This window comes from Actinomadura sp. NPDC023710, from assembly GCF_040639875.1.
Classification (GTDB): Bacteria; Actinomycetota; Actinomycetes; order Streptosporangiales; family Streptosporangiaceae; genus Spirillospora; species Spirillospora citrea.
Genome location: NZ_JBFAGB010000046.1, coordinates 55,120 through 71,320, shown reverse-complemented (window position 1 = coordinate 71,320; position 16,201 = coordinate 55,120). Strand labels below are relative to the sequence as shown.

Genomic DNA, 16,201 nt, shown 5'->3' with positions numbered 1-16,201 from the left:
GCCGGGCAGGACGGCGCCCGCGTTGCCGCTGTGCCGCGCCCAGTAGGTGATGGCCATGTCGCACCAGGACGCCCGGAGGAACTCGTCGCCGTGCCTGGAGGCGTACTCCCGGGTGATGGTGTTCGGGCGGCCCGACATCCCGAGCGACCGGCGGGCCTCGGCGATCATTCCCGCGGCGCTCATGCCGGGCCCTCCTGCGCGGGCCCGGCCTGCTCGGTGCCGTCGTCCTGGAGGGCCTGGCCCTGCCCGCGGAAGATCCCGTCGGCGTCGGGCTCGCCGTACAGCTCCCGGAGGACCTGCTCCTCGTCGGGTTCGGTGGCCCGGTGGACGTCCGGGTTCACGTCCACCTCGTCCATGTGAGTCGCTTCCGCGGTGTCTGTTTCGGTCTGGGGGGTCACGTTGCTTCTCCGCAGCGTCGGACTGTCCGATCGGTCGGGAGCCTCCTCCGTTCCGTGGGCGGCTCCGGGCCGACCGTAATGGGAACAACCCCACTTTCTCCGGATTTTGCGCGAAAACACGCATTGGCTGGATTTCTGCCATTCACCAGCGAAGACGGCCGATCGGCCGGGGCATGCTTCCCTGGCCGTTCACTCCGGAGGGGCGGACGCCGGGGGCCTCCCGGTGGCGGCTGGGAGCGTTCCATGTCGAAGGGCGGAGGCGGGAAGGCGGCCGCGGGAAAGGCGGCGGGCGGGCGTTCTCCCGGGGGGCTGCGGCGCTCTGAGCAGGGGATATTCGCCGTTTCCGGGGTAGAGGCCGCCTATGTTCTTCTTTTCCTCTTCCCGGCTGGGTTGCCTGGGGTCACTGCTCGTGACCCTGGTGCTCACCTGGGTCGTTTACGTGTTCCTCAGCCGCTGAGCCCCTCCCGCGGGGCTGGGGCCGCCGAGGAGCACCGAGGGGCCGCCGGGGCCTCCGCCGGACGGATTCCGGTCGACTCTCGGTGATCAGCTTGACAAGGTTCGGTTACCGAGTGTCTCCTTGTGTCCGTGACGAAGCGCGTGCAGACCGACAGCCCCGTGGCCTTGGGCCGCGTGGCCAGCGCGCTGTGTCCTTCGTGTTGTCGCTGATCCCCGTTCCGGGCGATCGCCGCTCCCGCTGACGATCCCTTTCCAGCCGGCACACCTGCACGAAGGACTCCCCATGGACCTTTCCGTGGTTCCCGACCTCACCATGCGCGGTCAGGACGATCCGCACGGCCGCGCGGCCGCCGTCCGTCCCGCGACCGTCGGGCAGCTCGCCGCCCGCGTCCGCGACCTCGCCGGACGCCCCGCCGAGTGGTGGCGGCTCGTCCGGTTCGACGCCGCGGGGCCGGTGCACCTCCCGCTGGACGGCCAGACCTGGCTGACCACCTGGCCGCCCGGCCATGGCGGGACGATCCGTGCCCAGGTCAGCACCCTGATCGCGGGCGAGCTGGCGGAGGTGACGATCACCGCGCGCGGCGTCACCGAGCGTCCGCTGCGGGCCAACCGGGTCCGGGTGCACGGCGGGTCGCACGCGCTGACGAATCCGGGGCCGGCGTTCGCGGTCAGCCTGCACGCCGGTGCAGGACGTCCTCAGGTCCTCCCGTCCACGTGACCACCAGCTTCCCCGAGCGCAGGGCGGCGCGTCCGTCCAGCCGCTCACGGGAGCCGTTCGCGCAGCTCAGCTTGATGCGGCCCTTCGCGTCCACGGTGCCGGTGCAGAAGCCCGGCGAGTTCAGCGCGGCGGCGCCCCGGTAGAGGAAGAGGGCCACGCGCCGCGAACCGGAGCCCGCCGTCCAGGTGCCGTCCATCTGCGACTTCTTCTCCGCACCGGGCCGCACCCCGTTCAGCAGCGGTGGCGTCGGACGCGCCGTCGGCGCGGACGGCGAGGGCCGCGCGGACTCGGGCTCACCCGAGCCGCCGCAACCGGCCAGCGAGGCGGCGAGCAGCGCGGCCGAGGGCAAGCACAGCGCGGACACGGCAGGCCGCATGTGGGTCCTCCAGAACTGAGCGCGCGACGGGCCCCGGGGGATGAGGCCCGCCGCGCGTGCACCGGGGGTCGGCGCGGGACGGCCCGGACCGCCCGGAGGTCCCACGCAAGATTCACACCAATAGAAACCCGTGGGTTTTTCACGTCAAGGGCGTCGGCGCCCTCCGGCCGCATCCGGTCAGCGGGTCGACCGGGGGGAGCGCCACCGGACCCGCGCCGCCGGGACCGCGCGCCGTCCCGGTGATCCCAGGTCAGCCGGGTTCGTCGGCCAGATAGGGGGAGGCGGCCTCGCGGCCGACGAGGGGGAGCAGCGCGAAATAGGTGAGGGACGGCAGCAGCGACGGCAACTCCTCCGCCTCGCCCGTCTCCATCTGGACGTGGATCGCGCTGTAGATGCCGCCCACGATCGCGTCCACCACCGAGATCGGGACGGGCGCCAGGGACGGGTCGGCGAAGAAGGTGCGGAACCGGGCGAGGTTGTCGATGCGCGCCTGCCTGACCTGCGGCCCCGCCGCGTTCACCTCCACCAGCGACGCCCGCGCGAATCTGGGCTCCCGGGCGAGGGCGGCGAGCAGCGTGCGCAGCCCCGCGTGGATCCCGTCCGGCCAGGACGGCGCGGCCTCGTGGGCCTCGGTCATGCGGCGGAGCAGGATGTCCATGCCGCGCTGGTAGGCGGCGAGGAAGCACGCGTCCAGGTCGGAGAAGTGCGCGTAGAACGTCTTCTTCGTGACGCCCGCGCCCTCGGTGACCCCGCTGATCGTCGTGTGCGCGAAGCCCCGCTCCGAGACGACGTGGACGAACGCGTCGATCAGCCGCTCGCGCTGGATCCCGGCGACGGTCTCGGGGGAGAGCCCGTGGCGGCCCGGCTTGATGGCGCGGCCCGGGTCCAGCGCGGACCGGGAGCCGGGCAGCGCGTCGGGGCCGGGCAGCGCGTCGGGGCCGGGCGCGTCGGGGCCGGGCGGCGCGTCGGCGCAGCCCGTCTCCGGTGTCCCGGTCTTCCCCGCCATCGGCCCTCGATCCGTCACCTGCCGTCGAGGTCACATTACTTGGCGTTCCCTGCGCGGGGGGAAGCCCCGGGCCGTGCGGCGCGGGTCACAGCGGTCCCGCGGCGTCGGCGCGTCAGCGCAGGTGGCGGCGCCGCGAGCGGGTCAGCACCCGGACGGTCCCGACGAGCCCCAGGCCGATCAGCACGACCGGGACCAACGTCGTGACGGGCAGGACGTCCCCGTCGGCCAGGCCGTCCGCGAGGAACAACCCGGCCAGGAAGAGGAAGAACAGCCCCGTCACGGGCCCCGCCGGATCGAACCGGAACCGCTTCTCGCCCACCGTCTTCTTACCTGCCATCTCCCCGCCCGTCCTCATTCGCCGTAACCCGTCTCACGGAGACCCGTCCCGCCGCAGCCCCTCCCACGGCCCTGCCGCGCTCAGACACGGTGCACGTCCACGTCTCCGAGCTTCCCGCGGATCCGCAGGACGATCACCGGCGGGTTCGCGGCGTGCGCGCCCTCCGGTTCCAGGGTCCGCACGACCTTTGCGGCCGGCCCGCTCGTCGTCCGGTGGTCGACCCGCACGTCGCCGAGCCCGATCCGCGCGTCCACCATGACGCGGGCGGTGGGCGGCACCGTGACCTCCAGCCCCCCGAGCCCGACCTCGGCGTTGATCGTGACCTGCTGGCCGGCGGCGACCGGCAGGGCGGTGAGGTCGAGGTCGCCCTGCCCGACGCCCACCTTGTACACCCGGCCGATCTGCGAGGTGTCGGTGGGACGCCAGTCGACCTCCCCGTACTCGGCGTTGCGCGGGACGTCGCCCACGACCGACGTGGTCAGCATCGCGAGGGTCAGCACGGTCCCGGCCGCCGCGAGGCCGCGCGTCCGGAACCAGCCGCCGACGATGAGGCCGAGCCCGAGGACGGCGAGCGCGGGCGCCATGACGATCAGCCAGGAGTCCGGGGCGGGGTAGGGCTGGGCCACCGGGACCAGCGCCGCGCCGGCGGCCATGGCCGCGAGCAGCGAGATCGCCGCCACCGGCGGCGTCCTGCCGCCGGAGTCGTGCCGCGCCGCGGGCGCGGCGCCGTGGGGTGCCGCGGCGTCGGGCGTGTCCGCCCAGGCGGCGGAGTACGCGGCGAGGTCGATCATGCCCTCGGGCAGGCCCCCCGGCCGGGACGCCCCGTGCGCACCCGGGGACCCGTGCCCGCCGAAAGGGACGTCCTTGTCGAGCGAGACGCCGCCGACGGACGCCGTCTCCGTCCGCGTCCACGTCGCGGAGGGCTCCGGGGCGTGCCCGGTGATCCGTTCGGGGACGGTCCGCGCCACGGACACGAGGTCCACGCCCCGCGAGTGCGCGACCAGCAGTACCAGCCCGAGCACCACCAGGGGCACGATGGCGTCGGTGGGGACCCCGCCGAACAGGTTGAACGCGACGCCCACGCACATCAGCGCACCGAGGATCGTCAGGACGGCCTGCCCGTCGAACCACCGCTTGAGCCACTGCTCGGCCAGCGACGACTCGCCCGGGCTCGCCGGCATCAGCAGCGCCGCCACGATGTAGAGGAAGATCCCCTGCCCGTGCGCGAGGGCGAGGATCGCGAACCCGACGCGGAACAGGACCGGGTCGATGCCGGTGTAGCGGGCGAGTCCCGTGCACACGCCGGCGAGCACCTTCCGCTCGGCGTCCCGCGAGAGACGCCGGTAGCCGCTCGCCGCCGGCTCACCGGCACCGCGCTCGCCGGCACCGGGCTCGCCGGCACCGGGTCCTGCGATGCCGTGCTCTCCCGAACCGGGCCCGTCGGCGGTGCGCCCGCGCAGGTCCTCGCTCTGGTCCTCTTTCTCGCCCATACCGACCATGGTCGCCTGCCGCGCGTGGCGCACGGTATCGGGGACGTCCCTGATTCCGACCCTGAGACCGGTCCGGGGTAGGTCCCTGATGCGCATCATGTCCGGGCGTGTGACGATCGATGACGTGGGAGAACCTTGGGAAGGGCGGCGGTGAGCCAGGAGACGGCGGGACGGCCGGTGCCGCCGGGACCGGTGGGCGCGACACCCCTCGGGCCCGCCCGGCTGGAACGGGCGGCCGAAGGGCGGCTCGTCGCCGGGGTGTGCCGGGGCCTGGCCGTGCACCTCGGCGTGGACGTGTTCCTCGTGCGAAGCGCGTTCGTCCTGCTCACGATGGCGAGCGGGCTGGGCGTCGCCGCCTACGCCGCGCTCTGGATCCTCGTCCCCGTCCAGGAGAGGGCATCGGCCGAGGCGGGCGGGCGGCGGCGCGGCCGGGACTGGGGCCAGCTGCTCGCCTACGCGGCCGTCGCGCTCGGGCTCGCGGCCCTGCCGTGGGGCGCGGCCGGGGTCGTCCGGTGGGCGCTGTGGCCGTTCATCGTCGGCGGCGTCGGCGCCGCGATCCTGTGGCAGCAGGCCGACCGCGACCAGCGGCAGCGCTGGACGCTGCCGCTGCGCCAGCGGTGGCTGCGCAGCCTGCTCGGCCTGCTCCTCGTCGTCGGCGGCATCGGCGGTTTCGTGGCGCAGAAGGTGGAGGCCGACCAGGCGCGGTCCGTGGTCATCGCGATGCTGATCATCCTCACCGGCGTCGCGGTGATCATGACGCCGTGGGTGGTGCGGCTCTGGCAGGACCTCGATGCCGAGCGGCAGGAGCGCATCCGGTCCCAGGAGCGCGCCGAGCTGGCCGCGCACATCCACGACTCCGTCCTGCACACGCTGACCCTCATCCAGCGGAACGCACAGGACACCCGCGAGGTGCAGCGGCTCGCCCGCTCCCAGGAGCGGACGCTGCGGACATGGCTCTACCAGCCGCGCGCCGACCCCGACCAGACGTTCGCCGCCGCGATCAGGGAGGCGGCCGGAGAGGTCGAGGACGACCACAACGTCCCGATCGAGGTCGTCTGCGTGGGCGACACGGCGCTGGACGAGCGGCTCGGCGCCGCGCTGCAGGCCGCGCGGGAGGCGATGGTGAACGCCGCCAAGTACGCGGAGGCGCCCTCGGTGTCGGTGTACGCCGAGGTGGAGGGCGACGAGATCGCCATCTTCGTCCGCGACCGGGGCAAGGGATTCGTTCTCGACCAGGTCCCGGAGGACCGGATGGGCGTGCGAGGGTCCATCATCGGACGTATGGAGCGCAACGGCGGCAAGGCCACCGTCCGCACGGCGCCGGGCGAGGGCACCGAAGTGCGCCTGGAGATCAGGAAGTCGTGAGCGCGGCCGCCGGGGCGTCCCCGAGGAGCAGGGCGGAGTGAGGCGTTGACATGAGCGGGACGTGGACATGAGCGAAACGTTGAAGAGGGTCGTGCTGGTCGACGACCACCAGATGTTCCGGACCGGCGTGAAGGCGGAGCTGGGCGGCGGCGTCGAGATCGTCGGGGAGGCCGGCGACGTCGACGAGGCGGTCGCGGTGATCCGCGGGACGCAGCCGGACGTGGTGCTGCTGGACGTCCACCTGCCCGGCGGCGGCGGGATCGAGGTGCTGCGGCGGTTGCACGGCGCCGTCTCGTCCAAGTTCCTCGCGCTGTCGGTGTCGGACGCGGCGGAGGACGTGATCGGCGTCGTCCGGGGCGGGGCCCGCGGCTACGTCACCAAGACGATCTCCGGCCCCGAGTTGACGGACGCGATCGGCCGGGTCGCCGACGGCGACGCGGTGTTCTCGCCGCGTCTCGCCGGTTTCGTCCTGGACGCGTTCGCCGCCACGGACGTCCCGGCCGTCGACCCGGAACTGGACCAGATCACCCAGCGGGAGCGCGATGTGCTGCGGCTGATCGCGCGCGGCTACGCCTACAAGGAGATCGCCAAGGAGCTGTTCATCTCGGTGAAGACGGTGGAGACGCACGTCAGCAGCGTCCTGCGGAAACTGCAGCTGTCGAACCGGCACGAGCTGTCGCGCTGGGCCGCCGCCCGCCGCCTCGTCTAGCGGGGCGAATCCCTCCCCCGGCGAGGCCCCGGAGTAAACGTTTTCACTGCATTCGTGAGCGAATTGTAATCCACGGGTCCCGTCCAGCGTGATCACGAGCGCCCTCCGGTGTGGAACAGTCGCTCGTCATGACCTATCCCCCACCCGGACCCGCGCAGCCGGGTCCCCAGGCCCCCTATCCGTCCCCGCCCCCGCCGATGCCCGGCGAGCACGGCCCCGGCTCCCCGTACGGATCCAACGCCGACAAGACCAACGGGCTGGCGATCGCCGCGTTCGTGACCGGCCTCCTCGGATGCCTCGGTGTCGTCGGCCTCATCCTCGGAGCCGTCTCCCTCAGCCAGATCGCGAAGAAGGGCGGAAAGGGCCGCGGCCTCGCGATCGCGGGGATCGTTCTGTCCTGCCTGTGGATCGTGGGCGGCATCGTCGTCTTCGTGCTGAGCGGGGACGGCTCGTCCGACGGCGACGGGGCGACGCCCAAGGTCACCCAGACCAAGCCCAAGGAGGTGGACGCCAAGAAGATGAAGGTCGGCGACTGCATCAACGACAACTCGGGCGCCACCAGCTCCGCGACCGAGGAACCGGTCGAGGTGGAGAGCGTCAAGATCGTCCCCTGCACGGGACCGCATGACGGCGAGGTGACGGCCGTCTTCCGGGTGAAGGGGTTCGTCATCCCGCCCGAGGCGCGGCTCCAGCAGCTCGCCTCGAACGGGTGCAAGCTCCGCACGCAGGCGCGGATCAACCGCGACCCCGCCGCGCGGGGCATCGCGAACTCCTACTACTACCCGACGGCCGACTCGTGGAAGTCCGGTGACCGCACCGTCACCTGCGTCGCCGTGGCCGCCGCCGACGGCAAGAAGCTCACCCGACCACTGCACCGCTGAGGTTCCCGGCGTACGCTGGGCGGCCGGCCCGCCGCCCGGTCCGGAGCCGCGACGTTCCCCCGATCCCTGAGCCCCGTCTCTTCGGGTGCCCGTTTCCCCGAGCCGGCGTCCTTTGCCGGCGCCCTCTCATCACACGAACCCGCTCACGGCCCCGCATCGCGCAAGCTGTCGACGACCATGTCGGCGACGTGTTCGACGGTGGCCACCCCCGTCTCCATCGTCGGGTTGCCGCTGCTGCACACCGCGATGAGGAAGTCGTGGTCGCGCCCGCTGACGCGGCCGATGCTGTTGACCGCCCAGCCGTGCCCCTGGAAGCGGAGCGGCACCCAGCCGTTCTTCAGCGCCACCCTCTCTCCCGGACGCGCCGCCGCGCTGATGCCCCACGCCTGCTCGTCCAGTACGGAGCCCATCAGGCCGAGGACGTACCGGCGTCCGCGCGCCTTCAACGGGCTCCTGTCCGACACCAGGTTCGTCAGCAGCCGCACCTGGTCGGTCGGGCTCGTCACGGACGAACCCCACGAGGTGGGGAACGGCTTCGTGTGCTTCAGCCCGAACGTCCTGTTCGCTCTGGCGACGCCGGGACCGTACCCGGCCTCGGCGTACAGGACGTTCGCCGCCGCGTTGTCGCTCTCCCTGATCATCGTCCCGGCCAGCGCCCGCTCGGCACCGGTCAGCCCCCGGCCGTCGCGCTGCCGCTGCAGGAGGAGGCTCGCCAGTATGTCGACCTTCATGATGCTGGCGGTGACGAACCGGCCGCCGTCGTTCTCGCCGAACGACCTCCCCGTCCGCAGGTCCGTCACCATCACTCCCGCCCTGCCCGGACGTTTCCGGATATAGGCCCGCAGATCCCGGCGCAGCGCCCCGGGGTCGAACGGGGGGAGCGCCAGCCGGACCGCGGACACGTCCCGCCCCGCCGCCGCGGACTCTCCCGCGCTCGCGACGACCCCGCCCTCGCGCTTCTCCCCGCCCGCCATGAACCAGTAGACGGCCGAACCCGCCCCGCTGCCCGCCACCAGAGCGAGCACGATCAGATGACGCCGCATCGATTCCCCCGAATGTCGTGCGACCCGAAACCAACGTCCAACTCGAACTGGCAAGCGCCCAAGCCGAGCGCGCACCCGCACCCCCCGGTGCGCACGCGTGCCCCACCGCCGGTGCGCGCCCAACCGGCCGTGCATCACCTGTCGGGCGTGCCTGTACCGGCGGCCCCGCAAGATCCCCGCACCCGTGCAGGACCCGGTGGACGCGTAGGCCCACTGGGCGCGCACCACCCGGCGGGCGTGCAGGGCTCCGCAGGAGTGCATGTCCCGGTGGCCGTGCGTGCCCTCGGCCGCGCATGACCAGGCGGAGGCTTCGCGCCCCCCCGGATTCCGCGACCTACCGGTCGTGCGTGAACCCCCGGGTGTGCATCCCTTTTGGGTGTGCGTCACCTGGCGGTTGCGCGTGGTCCGGCGTGCGCGTCCCGTGGGTCACGCGTGACCTACCGGTCGTGCGTGGGCCTTCGGGTGTGCGATCTCTGGTGCATGCCCCGTGGGCGTGTGTCGTGGCCGGCCGTCGCCTGGGGTGCGCGCCTGGTGCGGCGTGCGTGCCTGGGTGTGGGCGGGCCTACAGGGCGCCTGGTAGGCGGGCTGGGCAGCCTGGTTCGCAGCGCTCGGAATGCCTCGCCACGCGGTGCGCGTAGGTGTCGAGGCGGCGGCGCAGGACGGCGCTTGTGAGCGGTCCCGTGCCCGGGAAGCCGTCCACCTCGCCGCGCCAGCGGATCAGCGTGCCCGCGAAGTGCGGTTCCAGCGTGATGTCCGCGCGAAGGCGCCGCTCCGGACGGCCGGCCAGGGCGATGTAGCCGTAGTGGCGTGGCGGATCCCAGGCCACGACCTCCTCGCGCCACGACCGGATGTACCGGACGGCCCCGAGCCCGTTCGGGTGCTCCTGACCGGCGGACTCCCGCCGCGCCCTGGTCCAGAAACCGCCCCACTCGTCCCACGCCTCCGGGACGCACAGGTGCTTGAAGATCACCTCAGGCGCGGCGGCGGATGTGGCGGTGGCCTCGATCTCACGCGGCATGACGACCCCCCGAGTTCTGTCACATGGGGTACATGCCCGCTCGGAAGCTGATTACGGCTTGTAAGAGACTGTATTTGCTAAGTGACCGATACTTGGGCGGCCTGACCGCTTCGGTGAGGCTTCGTGAGGGCGGCGCATTACCTCGGGGCCGGGTGTCCGCGCGAGCGGTGGTGCTCAGGCAGTGTCGATGACCTGGAACGACTCGGCGAGACTGCCCTCGGGCAGCCCTGCGGCGGCGGCGTTGCTCCCGAGCCAGCCGCGCAGCATCTCCGGCAGGCCGTCCCCCATGTGCGCGGTCTGGCTGGCGTGTGCCCGCAGCGCGTTCACCTTCCGGTCGAACCGGTCGGTGATGTCGACGTAGTGGTTGACGACGGGGCCGCCGGACAGCCACACCTCCCGCGCCGTCCACGCCTCCAGGCCCTCGTCGGCGAGCAGCTCCGGGAACGCGTAGGGATTGCGGGCGTCGGGGTAGACGGCGTCGAGCGCGGCCGCCCCGACCGCCCGGTGGTCGGGGTGGCTCGGGTAGATCCGCTCGTAGTTGCGCTCGGGGCTCGGCATCAGCACCCGGTCCGGGCGCACCTGCCGGATCACGCGGGCGATGTCGCGGCGCAGGTCGAAGCCCACCTCGACCCGGCCGTCCGGGTAGCCGAGGAACCGGACGTCGCTTACCCCGACGCACTTGGCCGCGGCGCGCTGCTCCTCGCGGCGCAGGGCGGCCATCTCCTCGCGGGTGACGCCGTCGTCGAAGCCGCCCGCGTCACCGTCGGTCACCATGAGGTAGACGACCTCGATGCCGCGGTCCGTCCAGGCCGCCACCGTCCCGGCCGCGCCGAAGTCGACGTCGTCGGGATGCGCCATCACGGCGAGGATCCGCTGCAGCTCGCTGTCGTCCAGAACGTTGGTCACATCTTCAACAATAAGGTCGGCCAACGGTTCCGGCATACCCGGATATCGCTGCTTTCAGTGAACGTTCCGGGTACGCCGGACGGCCGCGTGCCCGCACCGGGAGGCCGGGGCGGAGGCCGGCGGGATGTGAGCCCTGCTCAGAAGGTGAGGAGGGCCGACAGCAGGCGCTCCTGGAACTGCGCCACGTCGCTGCCGACGGCCACCTTCACCGGACGGCGCGTGTCGTCGGCGGGCAGGGAGCGGGCGTCCCACACGGTCGTGCCCCGTGTCAGCTCGCCTCGCAGCTCGACCCGCACCGGACGCTGGACGTACTCGCCGAGGTCCGGGTCGACGATGAGCATCGCCGCGAGGGCGTCGTGGATGACCGCGCCCCGGCGCTTCAGGGTGGGCGTGTAGGCGTCCGCGTAGAACTCCAGGATGTTCGCGGCGAACCGGGCGACCGGAGTGTCGTGCGCGGCCAGCCGGTCCAGCCAGTCGTCGTGGACGGCGGTCGGGTGCGTGGCGTCCAGCGGCACCAGGACGATCGGCCAGTCCGCCGCGAACACCAGGTCGGCGGCCTCGGGGTCGTGCCAGATGTTCGCCTCGGCGTGCGTGGTGATGTTGCCCGGGTGATCGAACGCGCCGCCCATCACCACGACCTCGCGGACCAGCGACGGCAGCTCGCCGTCCAGCAGCAGCGCCGAGCCGAGGTTGGTCAGGGGGCCGGTCGCGAGCAGGGTCAGCTCGCCGGGCATCGCGCGGGCCAGCCGGACGATCTGCGCGGCGGCGGGCTCGTCGACCGGGCGTCCCGCGGGCTCGGGAAGGTGCGTGTCGCCGAGGCCGTCGGTGCCGTGCCAGTCCAGCGCGTAGTGGACGTCCTGCGCCATGGGCCGGGCGGCGCCGACCGCGACCGGCACCGCCGGACCGGCCGGCTCCCGCCCGCCCGAGGTGAGGCCCGCGGCCTCCAGCACCCGCAGTGTGTTCAGCGCGCCGGTCATCGGGTCGATATTGCCGTGCACCGTGCCGACCGCCGCCAGCTCCGCCTTCCCCGCCTGGACCAGTGAGGCCAGATAGAGCAGCGTCATCGCGTCGTCGATGCCGGTGTCGCAGTCATAAAGGATCTTCGGTGCCTTCGTCACGGATGCAACCTATGCGGGCGCGGACCCTCCGGGCACCCCCCGAATCGCATGATCGGCGATTGGGCCTGGGACGGGACGCTTCGCCGGGGTAGAGCTGAGACATGCGCAAACTCATCAATGCCCCGGCGGACGTGGTGTCCGACGCCCTGCGCGGACTGGCCGCCGCGCACCCGTCCCTGAAGGTCGACCCCGGGAACGGGACCGTCATACGGGGGGACGCCCCGCGGAGCGGGAAGGTCGCCCTGGTCTCGGGCGGCGGATCCGGCCACGAACCGCTGCACGCCGGATTCGTCGGCCACGGGATGCTGGACGCGGCCTGCTGCGGCGAGGTCTTCACCTCTCCCGTTCCCGACCAGATCATCGCCGCGACGATGGCGGTGGACGGCGGCGCCGGCGTGCTGCACCTGGTGAAGAACTACACCGGCGACGTCATGAACTTCCAGATGGCCGCCGAACTCGCCGAGGACGAGGACATCGAGGTCGTGTCCGTCATCGTCGACGACGACGTCGCGGTGGAGGACAGCACGTTCACCGCCGGCCGGCGCGGCACCGGCGCCACGCTGTTCGCCGAGAAGATCGCCGGGGCGCTCGCCGAGGAGGGCGCGCCCCTCGCGGACGTGGCGGCCGTGGCGCGGGAGGTGAACGAGCGCAGCAGGTCGTTCGGCGTGGCGCTGTCGTCCTGCACGGTCCCGGCGGCCGGGACGCCGACGTTCGAGTTGGGCGAGGACGAGATGGAGCTCGGCATCGGCATCCACGGCGAGCCCGGCCGCGAACGCGTCCGGGTCGGCACCGCCGCGCAGATCGTGGACGCCACGCTCAGCGCGATCGACGCGGACATGCCGCTGTCGGGTTCCGAGGTGCTCGTGCTGGTCAACGGGATGGGCGGCACCCCGCTGATCGAGCAGTACGTCGCCTACGCGGCGGCGGCCGAGTGGCTGGAGGCGCACGGCGCGACCGTCGTCCGCCGCCTCGTCGGGCCGTACGTGACCAGTCTGGAGATGGCGGGTTGCATGATCAGCGTGTGCCGGGTGACGCCCGAGCTGATCCGCCTGTGGGACGCGCCCGTCGAGACGCCGGGGCTGCGGTGGGGCCGGTGAGCGCGGGTCCGATGGACGCGGGCGACTTCGCGGCCTGGATCAGGCGGACGGCCGAACGGGTGTCCGCCGACGCCGAGCGGCTGACCCGGCTGGACGCGGCGATCGGCGACGGCGACCATGGCCTCAACCTCGACCGGGGCTTCCGCGCCGCCGTGGAGGCGCTCCCCGGGGACGTCCCGCCGGGCGCGGTGCTGATCGCCGCCGGCCGGGCCATCGTGTCGAAGACCGGCGGCGCGTCCGGCCCCCTCTACGGGACGGCGCTGCGCCGCGCGGGCAAGGCGTTCGGCGACGCCGCCGACGTGGACGCCGCAGCGCTCGGCTCCGCGCTCCGGGCCGCCCTCCAGGGCGTCCAGGATCTCGGGAAGGCCGTCGAGGGCGACAAGACGATGGTCGACGCGCTGGCGCCGGCCGTCGCGGCGTACGAGGCGGCCCTGGCGGACGGCTCCGGCCTCGCCGGATGCGCGCGGGCCGCCGCCGAGGCCGCCGCGAAGGGCGCGGACGGCACCGTCCCGATGCGGGCGCGCAAGGGCCGGGCCAGTTACCTGGGCGAACGCAGCGAGGGACACCTGGACCCCGGCGCCTCGTCCACCGCCCTGGTGCTGCGAGCCCTCGCCGATGTCGCGGGTTCAGACGGTGTCGCGGGTTCAGACGCTGCGGGGGAGGGGTGACATGGTCGGGATCGTCATCATCTCCCACAGCCGGACGCTCGCCGAAGGCGTCGCCGAGGTCGCCCGCGCGATGGGCGTCGGCAAGGCCGTCGTCGAACCAGCAGGCGGCGACTCCGAAGGGCGCCTCGGGACGAGCATCGACCTCGTCGAGCAGGCGGTCGCCGCGGCGGACAACGGCGACGGGGTCGTGCTGCTCGCCGACCTCGGCAGTTCCGTGCTGACGGCCAAGATGCTCATCGAGGACGCCGAAGGCGACGACGTGCTGCTCGCGGACGCCCCGCTGGTCGAGGGCGCCGTCGCCGCCGCGTCCATGGCCGCGACCGGGGCGGACCTCGCCGCCGTCCACGCCGCGGCCGAATCCGCCCGCGACCACCGCAAGACGAACTGACCTCGGCGTCCGGGCGGTGCCGCGCTCCCGGCCCGCCACGGCGGCCCCAAGGCGCACCGGGCGGAGTCAGGGGGTGGCGTCGGGGCCTTCGATGAGTGTGCCGAGGACGGATGCGACTCCCGCGGTCGGGTCGCCCCGTATCTCGTAGACGCGCGGTTCACCCTCCGCGCCGTACTCCTCCGCCCCGTCCCCGGAGACCGTGATCCGGTACGCGGGCAGGTCGGCGCCGATCTCGCCCGTCCCGCCGCGGGCGTGCGCGGCGGCCAGCGCGTCCACGGCCTCGCGGACGCGGCCGGCCTGTCCGGCGGGGAGGGCCGCGGTGTCGTACTGCGCGACGACGGCGCTCTGGCCGCTGAAACCGCCGGTGCTCTCGATCGTCACGCGCATGCCCGCGTCCTCCCCGTCGACTCGCCTGCTCCCTACCCGCTCGCCGCGGGTCGCCACCTCCCGAACGGCTCCCCGCGAAACGGTGCTACTTGCTGAACGTGCTGCGCAGCTCGTCCAGCTGGCTGCGGAGGATGTCGTCGTCCTCCAGCGAGCCGCCCTGGGCCAGCTTCTCCGCGGGGACGGCCTGGTACTCGGGCATCTGCATCGTCCCGCAGCAGCGCGACCTGTCCTGGGCTGCCAGCAGGCTCGCCGAGTTCTCGTCGTGCGGCTCGACCTCGGTGACGTCCTGCCCGTCCCCGGTGTAGGCGGCCTCGGTCATCGCCATCTGCCCGGTCATCAGGTCGCGCAGCGGCGTCGCCGCCGTCGTGACCTCCCGGACGGCGAACCGGTTGCGGATGAACGTCCGGTAGACGGCCGGGTCGCCGCGGTCCGCCGACGCCTGCAGCATCTTGTTCGCCACGTCCACGTACCGGGCGTCGGTCGCGGGGGACGCGACGATCGCGTCGAACACGAGCCTGCACAGTGCGGACGCCGTCTCGATCAGCACGACCGTGGCGTCCTTCGTGCGCTGCTGCCGGCTCAGCTCGAAGGTGTAGACGTCGGCGAGGATGTCGTAGATCGCGCCGGTGAACACCTGCGAGATCGAGTGCACCTCGTTGCCGACCTCGCTGAGCTTGAGGTCGTTGTCGGCGTTGCGGAGCCCGGACGGCATGCCGAGCGCCTTGCCGAACTGCTCCGCCATCTCCGCCAGGAACGACCTGTCGTGCAGGTTCGCCTTGGTGAGCGCGACGAGCGCCTCCGCCTGGTCCGGTTGCGCCAGGGCCAGGAAGATCGCCGTGATGTCGCCGAACGCCTCGTGCAGGCCGCCGGTCTGCGGCGGGGCGTCCGCCGAAAGCCAGCCGGGCTTGAGGCCGTCCAGGATCGCGTGGCCCGTCTCGTGCGCGACGATGTCGAAGGACTGGCACGTGAAGAGCACGTTCGACGCGGGCTGTCCCTTCGGCGTGAAGAAGAGGAACTTCAGCGCCTTGGCCGTCCGCGAGTAGAACGCGTTCGCGCCCTCGGCGGCGTGCGGGAACACCGTGACGCGCTCGGTGTTGCCCCCGACGTTCCACGCGAACGGGATCGGGACCCCGCCGTTGTGCCGCTCGTACATGGCCATCGTCTCCCTGACGACGGCGAAAGTGTGCGCGCAGTCGAACTCCGGGGTGCCGGCGGTGAACACGAAGTCGCCGCTGATGTTGCGCGCGATCGGGGTGACGCCCTGCAACTCGGTCTGGACGCGCACGTCCATGGGGCCGTTCAGCACCACGGTGGGGATGTAGGTGAGCCGCGAGCCCAGTTCGGCGACCGACGGGTCCTGCTTGTAGATCAGGAACCTGTGGCCGGGCTGCGCCGGTACCGGAACCGGCACCGGCCTCGGGACGGAACGCGGAAGCGGCGGCGGCGCCGCCTGGGACGCCCGTCCCGGCCACTGCGCGGGCACCACGACCTCGGCGTCGAACTGCGTCTGGAGTTCCTGCTGGTGGGTCATCAAAGCCACCTCCCCTGTGACAGTGCGCGAGTCCTGTTGACTCTGCGTCGCTGTACGCGGACATGCGGGCATGCAATACGGGGACTTGCATTCCGAGTACGGGCCGGGCCCGGGGCCCGACCGGCGTCCGCTCTACCTCCAACGTCAGTCGCGACGTGAGATCGAGTCAACCCACCGTGTCCAAAAGGCGCCCCATCTGTCCACATGCAGCCGCCGGGCCCCTGATCAAGCTCACAGGGGGTATCGGCCGGACGCGGAGGCGGCGCCCGCGGGGGGCGTCCGGCGCGCGGGCGGGCGGGGCCGGGACGC

18 protein-coding genes and 1 pseudogene are annotated in these 16,201 nt (G+C 72.8%); 7 read left to right on the top strand and 12 right to left on the bottom strand.

Annotated features, from left to right (window positions below):
* Both AB0H37_RS37720 and AB0H37_RS37715 read right to left on the bottom strand, forming a co-directional pair.
* Nucleotides 1–183 (bottom strand): annotated as a pseudogene (locus AB0H37_RS37720) (hypothetical protein); the annotation flags it as partial.
* Nucleotides 180–356, bottom strand: coding sequence for a hypothetical protein (locus AB0H37_RS37715; protein ID WP_329085435.1), 177 nt, complete (start codon nt 354–356; stop codon nt 180–182). The pseudogene AB0H37_RS37720 and the gene AB0H37_RS37715, both read right to left, overlap by 4 nt.
* Nucleotides 357–1,137: 781 nt before the next feature.
* On the opposite strand from AB0H37_RS37715, the gene AB0H37_RS37710 reads away from it, so the two are divergent.
* Nucleotides 1,138–1,572 (top strand): cysteine dioxygenase, encoded by a 435-nt coding sequence (locus tag AB0H37_RS37710; protein WP_179837613.1) that lies wholly within the window; start codon nt 1,138–1,140, stop codon nt 1,570–1,572.
* Here AB0H37_RS37710 and AB0H37_RS37705 read toward each other — a convergent pair.
* The 4 genes from AB0H37_RS37705 to AB0H37_RS37690 form a co-directional block, all read right to left on the bottom strand.
* Nucleotides 1,523–1,948, bottom strand: a complete 426-nt coding sequence (locus AB0H37_RS37705) for a hypothetical protein (RefSeq protein ID WP_360617399.1) — start codon at nt 1,946–1,948, stop codon at nt 1,523–1,525. The two genes, AB0H37_RS37710 and AB0H37_RS37705, sit on opposite strands and share 50 nt — an antisense overlap.
* Nucleotides 1,949–2,198: 250 nt before the next feature.
* A complete protein-coding gene (locus AB0H37_RS37700; protein WP_360617398.1) occupies nt 2,199–2,954 on the bottom strand; it encodes a TetR/AcrR family transcriptional regulator in 756 nt (251 codons plus the stop codon).
* 112 nt (nt 2,955–3,066) lie between these two features.
* A complete protein-coding gene (locus AB0H37_RS37695; RefSeq protein ID WP_360617397.1) occupies nt 3,067–3,291 on the bottom strand; it encodes a hypothetical protein in 225 nt (74 codons plus the stop codon).
* Nucleotides 3,292–3,371: 80 nt separating this feature from the next.
* On the bottom strand, nt 3,372–4,781 hold the full coding sequence (locus AB0H37_RS37690) for a PspC domain-containing protein (RefSeq protein ID WP_360617395.1): 1,410 nt from the start codon (nt 4,779–4,781) through the stop codon (nt 3,372–3,374).
* Nucleotides 4,782–4,973: 192 nt separating this feature from the next.
* Here AB0H37_RS37690 and AB0H37_RS37685 point away from each other — a divergent pair, with 192 nt between their 5' ends.
* The 3 genes from AB0H37_RS37685 (at nt 4,974) to AB0H37_RS37675 (ending at nt 7,736) form a co-directional block, all read left to right on the top strand.
* The gene (locus tag AB0H37_RS37685) at nt 4,974–6,146 is read left to right on the top strand and encodes a PspC domain-containing protein (RefSeq protein WP_329098535.1); all 1,173 of its coding nucleotides are present in this window, start codon (nt 4,974–4,976) and stop codon (nt 6,144–6,146) included.
* 67 nt (nt 6,147–6,213) lie between these two features.
* On the top strand, nt 6,214–6,855 hold the full coding sequence (locus tag AB0H37_RS37680) for a response regulator transcription factor (protein WP_179837608.1): 642 nt from the start codon (nt 6,214–6,216) through the stop codon (nt 6,853–6,855).
* A gap of 128 nt (nt 6,856–6,983) precedes the next feature.
* The gene (locus AB0H37_RS37675; protein ID WP_329085446.1) at nt 6,984–7,736 is read left to right on the top strand and encodes a DUF4190 domain-containing protein; all 753 of its coding nucleotides are present in this window, start codon (nt 6,984–6,986) and stop codon (nt 7,734–7,736) included.
* Nucleotides 7,737–7,879: 143 nt separating this feature from the next.
* Here the strand turns inward: AB0H37_RS37675 and AB0H37_RS37670 are convergent, their stop codons facing one another.
* From AB0H37_RS37670 to AB0H37_RS37655, 4 genes are all read right to left on the bottom strand, one after another.
* Nucleotides 7,880–8,779, bottom strand: a complete 900-nt coding sequence (locus AB0H37_RS37670; protein WP_360617394.1) for a serine hydrolase — start codon at nt 8,777–8,779, stop codon at nt 7,880–7,882.
* A gap of 562 nt (nt 8,780–9,341) precedes the next feature.
* Complete coding sequence (locus AB0H37_RS37665) at nt 9,342–9,797, bottom strand: SRPBCC family protein (RefSeq protein WP_360617392.1); 456 nt, start codon at nt 9,795–9,797, stop codon at nt 9,342–9,344.
* 174 nt (nt 9,798–9,971) lie between these two features.
* Entirely contained in the window at nt 9,972–10,739 is a 768-nt protein-coding gene (locus tag AB0H37_RS37660) for a PIG-L deacetylase family protein (protein ID WP_360617390.1), read from the bottom strand.
* A gap of 101 nt (nt 10,740–10,840) precedes the next feature.
* Nucleotides 10,841–11,821: a nucleoside hydrolase gene (locus AB0H37_RS37655; protein WP_229810501.1), complete on the bottom strand. Its 981-nt coding sequence runs from the start codon at nt 11,819–11,821 to the stop codon at nt 10,841–10,843.
* A gap of 101 nt (nt 11,822–11,922) precedes the next feature.
* On the opposite strand from AB0H37_RS37655, the gene dhaK reads away from it, so the two are divergent.
* From dhaK to dhaM, 3 genes are read left to right on the top strand one after another with little or no spacing between them, the layout of a single operon-like run.
* Nucleotides 11,923–12,918, top strand: coding sequence for a dihydroxyacetone kinase subunit DhaK (gene dhaK / locus AB0H37_RS37650; protein WP_329085451.1), 996 nt, complete (start codon nt 11,923–11,925; stop codon nt 12,916–12,918).
* The gene (gene dhaL, locus AB0H37_RS37645; protein WP_360617389.1) at nt 12,915–13,586 is read left to right on the top strand and encodes a dihydroxyacetone kinase subunit DhaL; all 672 of its coding nucleotides are present in this window, start codon (nt 12,915–12,917) and stop codon (nt 13,584–13,586) included. The genes dhaK and dhaL overlap by 4 nt, the downstream gene beginning before the upstream one ends.
* A gap of 1 nt (nt 13,587) precedes the next feature.
* Nucleotides 13,588–13,974, top strand: a complete 387-nt coding sequence (dhaM, locus tag AB0H37_RS37640; RefSeq protein ID WP_329085456.1) for a dihydroxyacetone kinase phosphoryl donor subunit DhaM — start codon at nt 13,588–13,590, stop codon at nt 13,972–13,974.
* Nucleotides 13,975–14,040: 66 nt separating this feature from the next.
* Here the strand turns inward: dhaM and AB0H37_RS37635 are convergent, their stop codons facing one another.
* On the bottom strand, nt 14,041–14,361 hold the full coding sequence (locus AB0H37_RS37635; RefSeq protein ID WP_179837601.1) for a protealysin inhibitor emfourin: 321 nt from the start codon (nt 14,359–14,361) through the stop codon (nt 14,041–14,043).
* An 85-nt stretch (nt 14,362–14,446) separates the two neighbouring features.
* The gene (locus AB0H37_RS37630; protein ID WP_179837600.1) at nt 14,447–15,892 is read right to left on the bottom strand and encodes a hypothetical protein; all 1,446 of its coding nucleotides are present in this window, start codon (nt 15,890–15,892) and stop codon (nt 14,447–14,449) included.
* Between the last annotated feature and the right edge of the window lie 309 nt (nt 15,893–16,201).

Coding starts and splice junctions, on each gene's coding strand:
- AB0H37_RS37715 (WP_329085435.1), bottom strand. CDS start 356: ATGGACGAGGTGGACGTGAACCCGGACGTCCACCGGGCCACCGAACCC.
- AB0H37_RS37710 (WP_179837613.1), top strand. CDS start 1,138: ATGGACCTTTCCGTGGTTCCCGACCTCACCATGCGCGGTCAGGACGAT.
- AB0H37_RS37705 (WP_360617399.1), bottom strand. CDS start 1,948: ATGCGGCCTGCCGTGTCCGCGCTGTGCTTGCCCTCGGCCGCGCTGCTC.
- AB0H37_RS37700 (WP_360617398.1), bottom strand. CDS start 2,954: ATGGCGGGGAAGACCGGGACACCGGAGACGGGCTGCGCCGACGCGCCG.
- AB0H37_RS37695 (WP_360617397.1), bottom strand. CDS start 3,291: ATGGCAGGTAAGAAGACGGTGGGCGAGAAGCGGTTCCGGTTCGATCCG.
- AB0H37_RS37690 (WP_360617395.1), bottom strand. CDS start 4,781: ATGGGCGAGAAAGAGGACCAGAGCGAGGACCTGCGCGGGCGCACCGCC.
- AB0H37_RS37680 (WP_179837608.1), top strand. CDS start 6,214: ATGAGCGAAACGTTGAAGAGGGTCGTGCTGGTCGACGACCACCAGATG.
- AB0H37_RS37675 (WP_329085446.1), top strand. CDS start 6,984: ATGACCTATCCCCCACCCGGACCCGCGCAGCCGGGTCCCCAGGCCCCC.
- AB0H37_RS37670 (WP_360617394.1), bottom strand. CDS start 8,779: ATGCGGCGTCATCTGATCGTGCTCGCTCTGGTGGCGGGCAGCGGGGCG.
- AB0H37_RS37665 (WP_360617392.1), bottom strand. CDS start 9,797: ATGCCGCGTGAGATCGAGGCCACCGCCACATCCGCCGCCGCGCCTGAG.
- AB0H37_RS37660 (WP_360617390.1), bottom strand. CDS start 10,739: ATGCCGGAACCGTTGGCCGACCTTATTGTTGAAGATGTGACCAACGTT.
- dhaK (WP_329085451.1), top strand. CDS start 11,923: ATGCGCAAACTCATCAATGCCCCGGCGGACGTGGTGTCCGACGCCCTG.
- dhaM (WP_329085456.1), top strand. CDS start 13,588: ATGGTCGGGATCGTCATCATCTCCCACAGCCGGACGCTCGCCGAAGGC.
- AB0H37_RS37635 (WP_179837601.1), bottom strand. CDS start 14,361: ATGCGCGTGACGATCGAGAGCACCGGCGGTTTCAGCGGCCAGAGCGCC.
- AB0H37_RS37630 (WP_179837600.1), bottom strand. CDS start 15,892: ATGACCCACCAGCAGGAACTCCAGACGCAGTTCGACGCCGAGGTCGTG.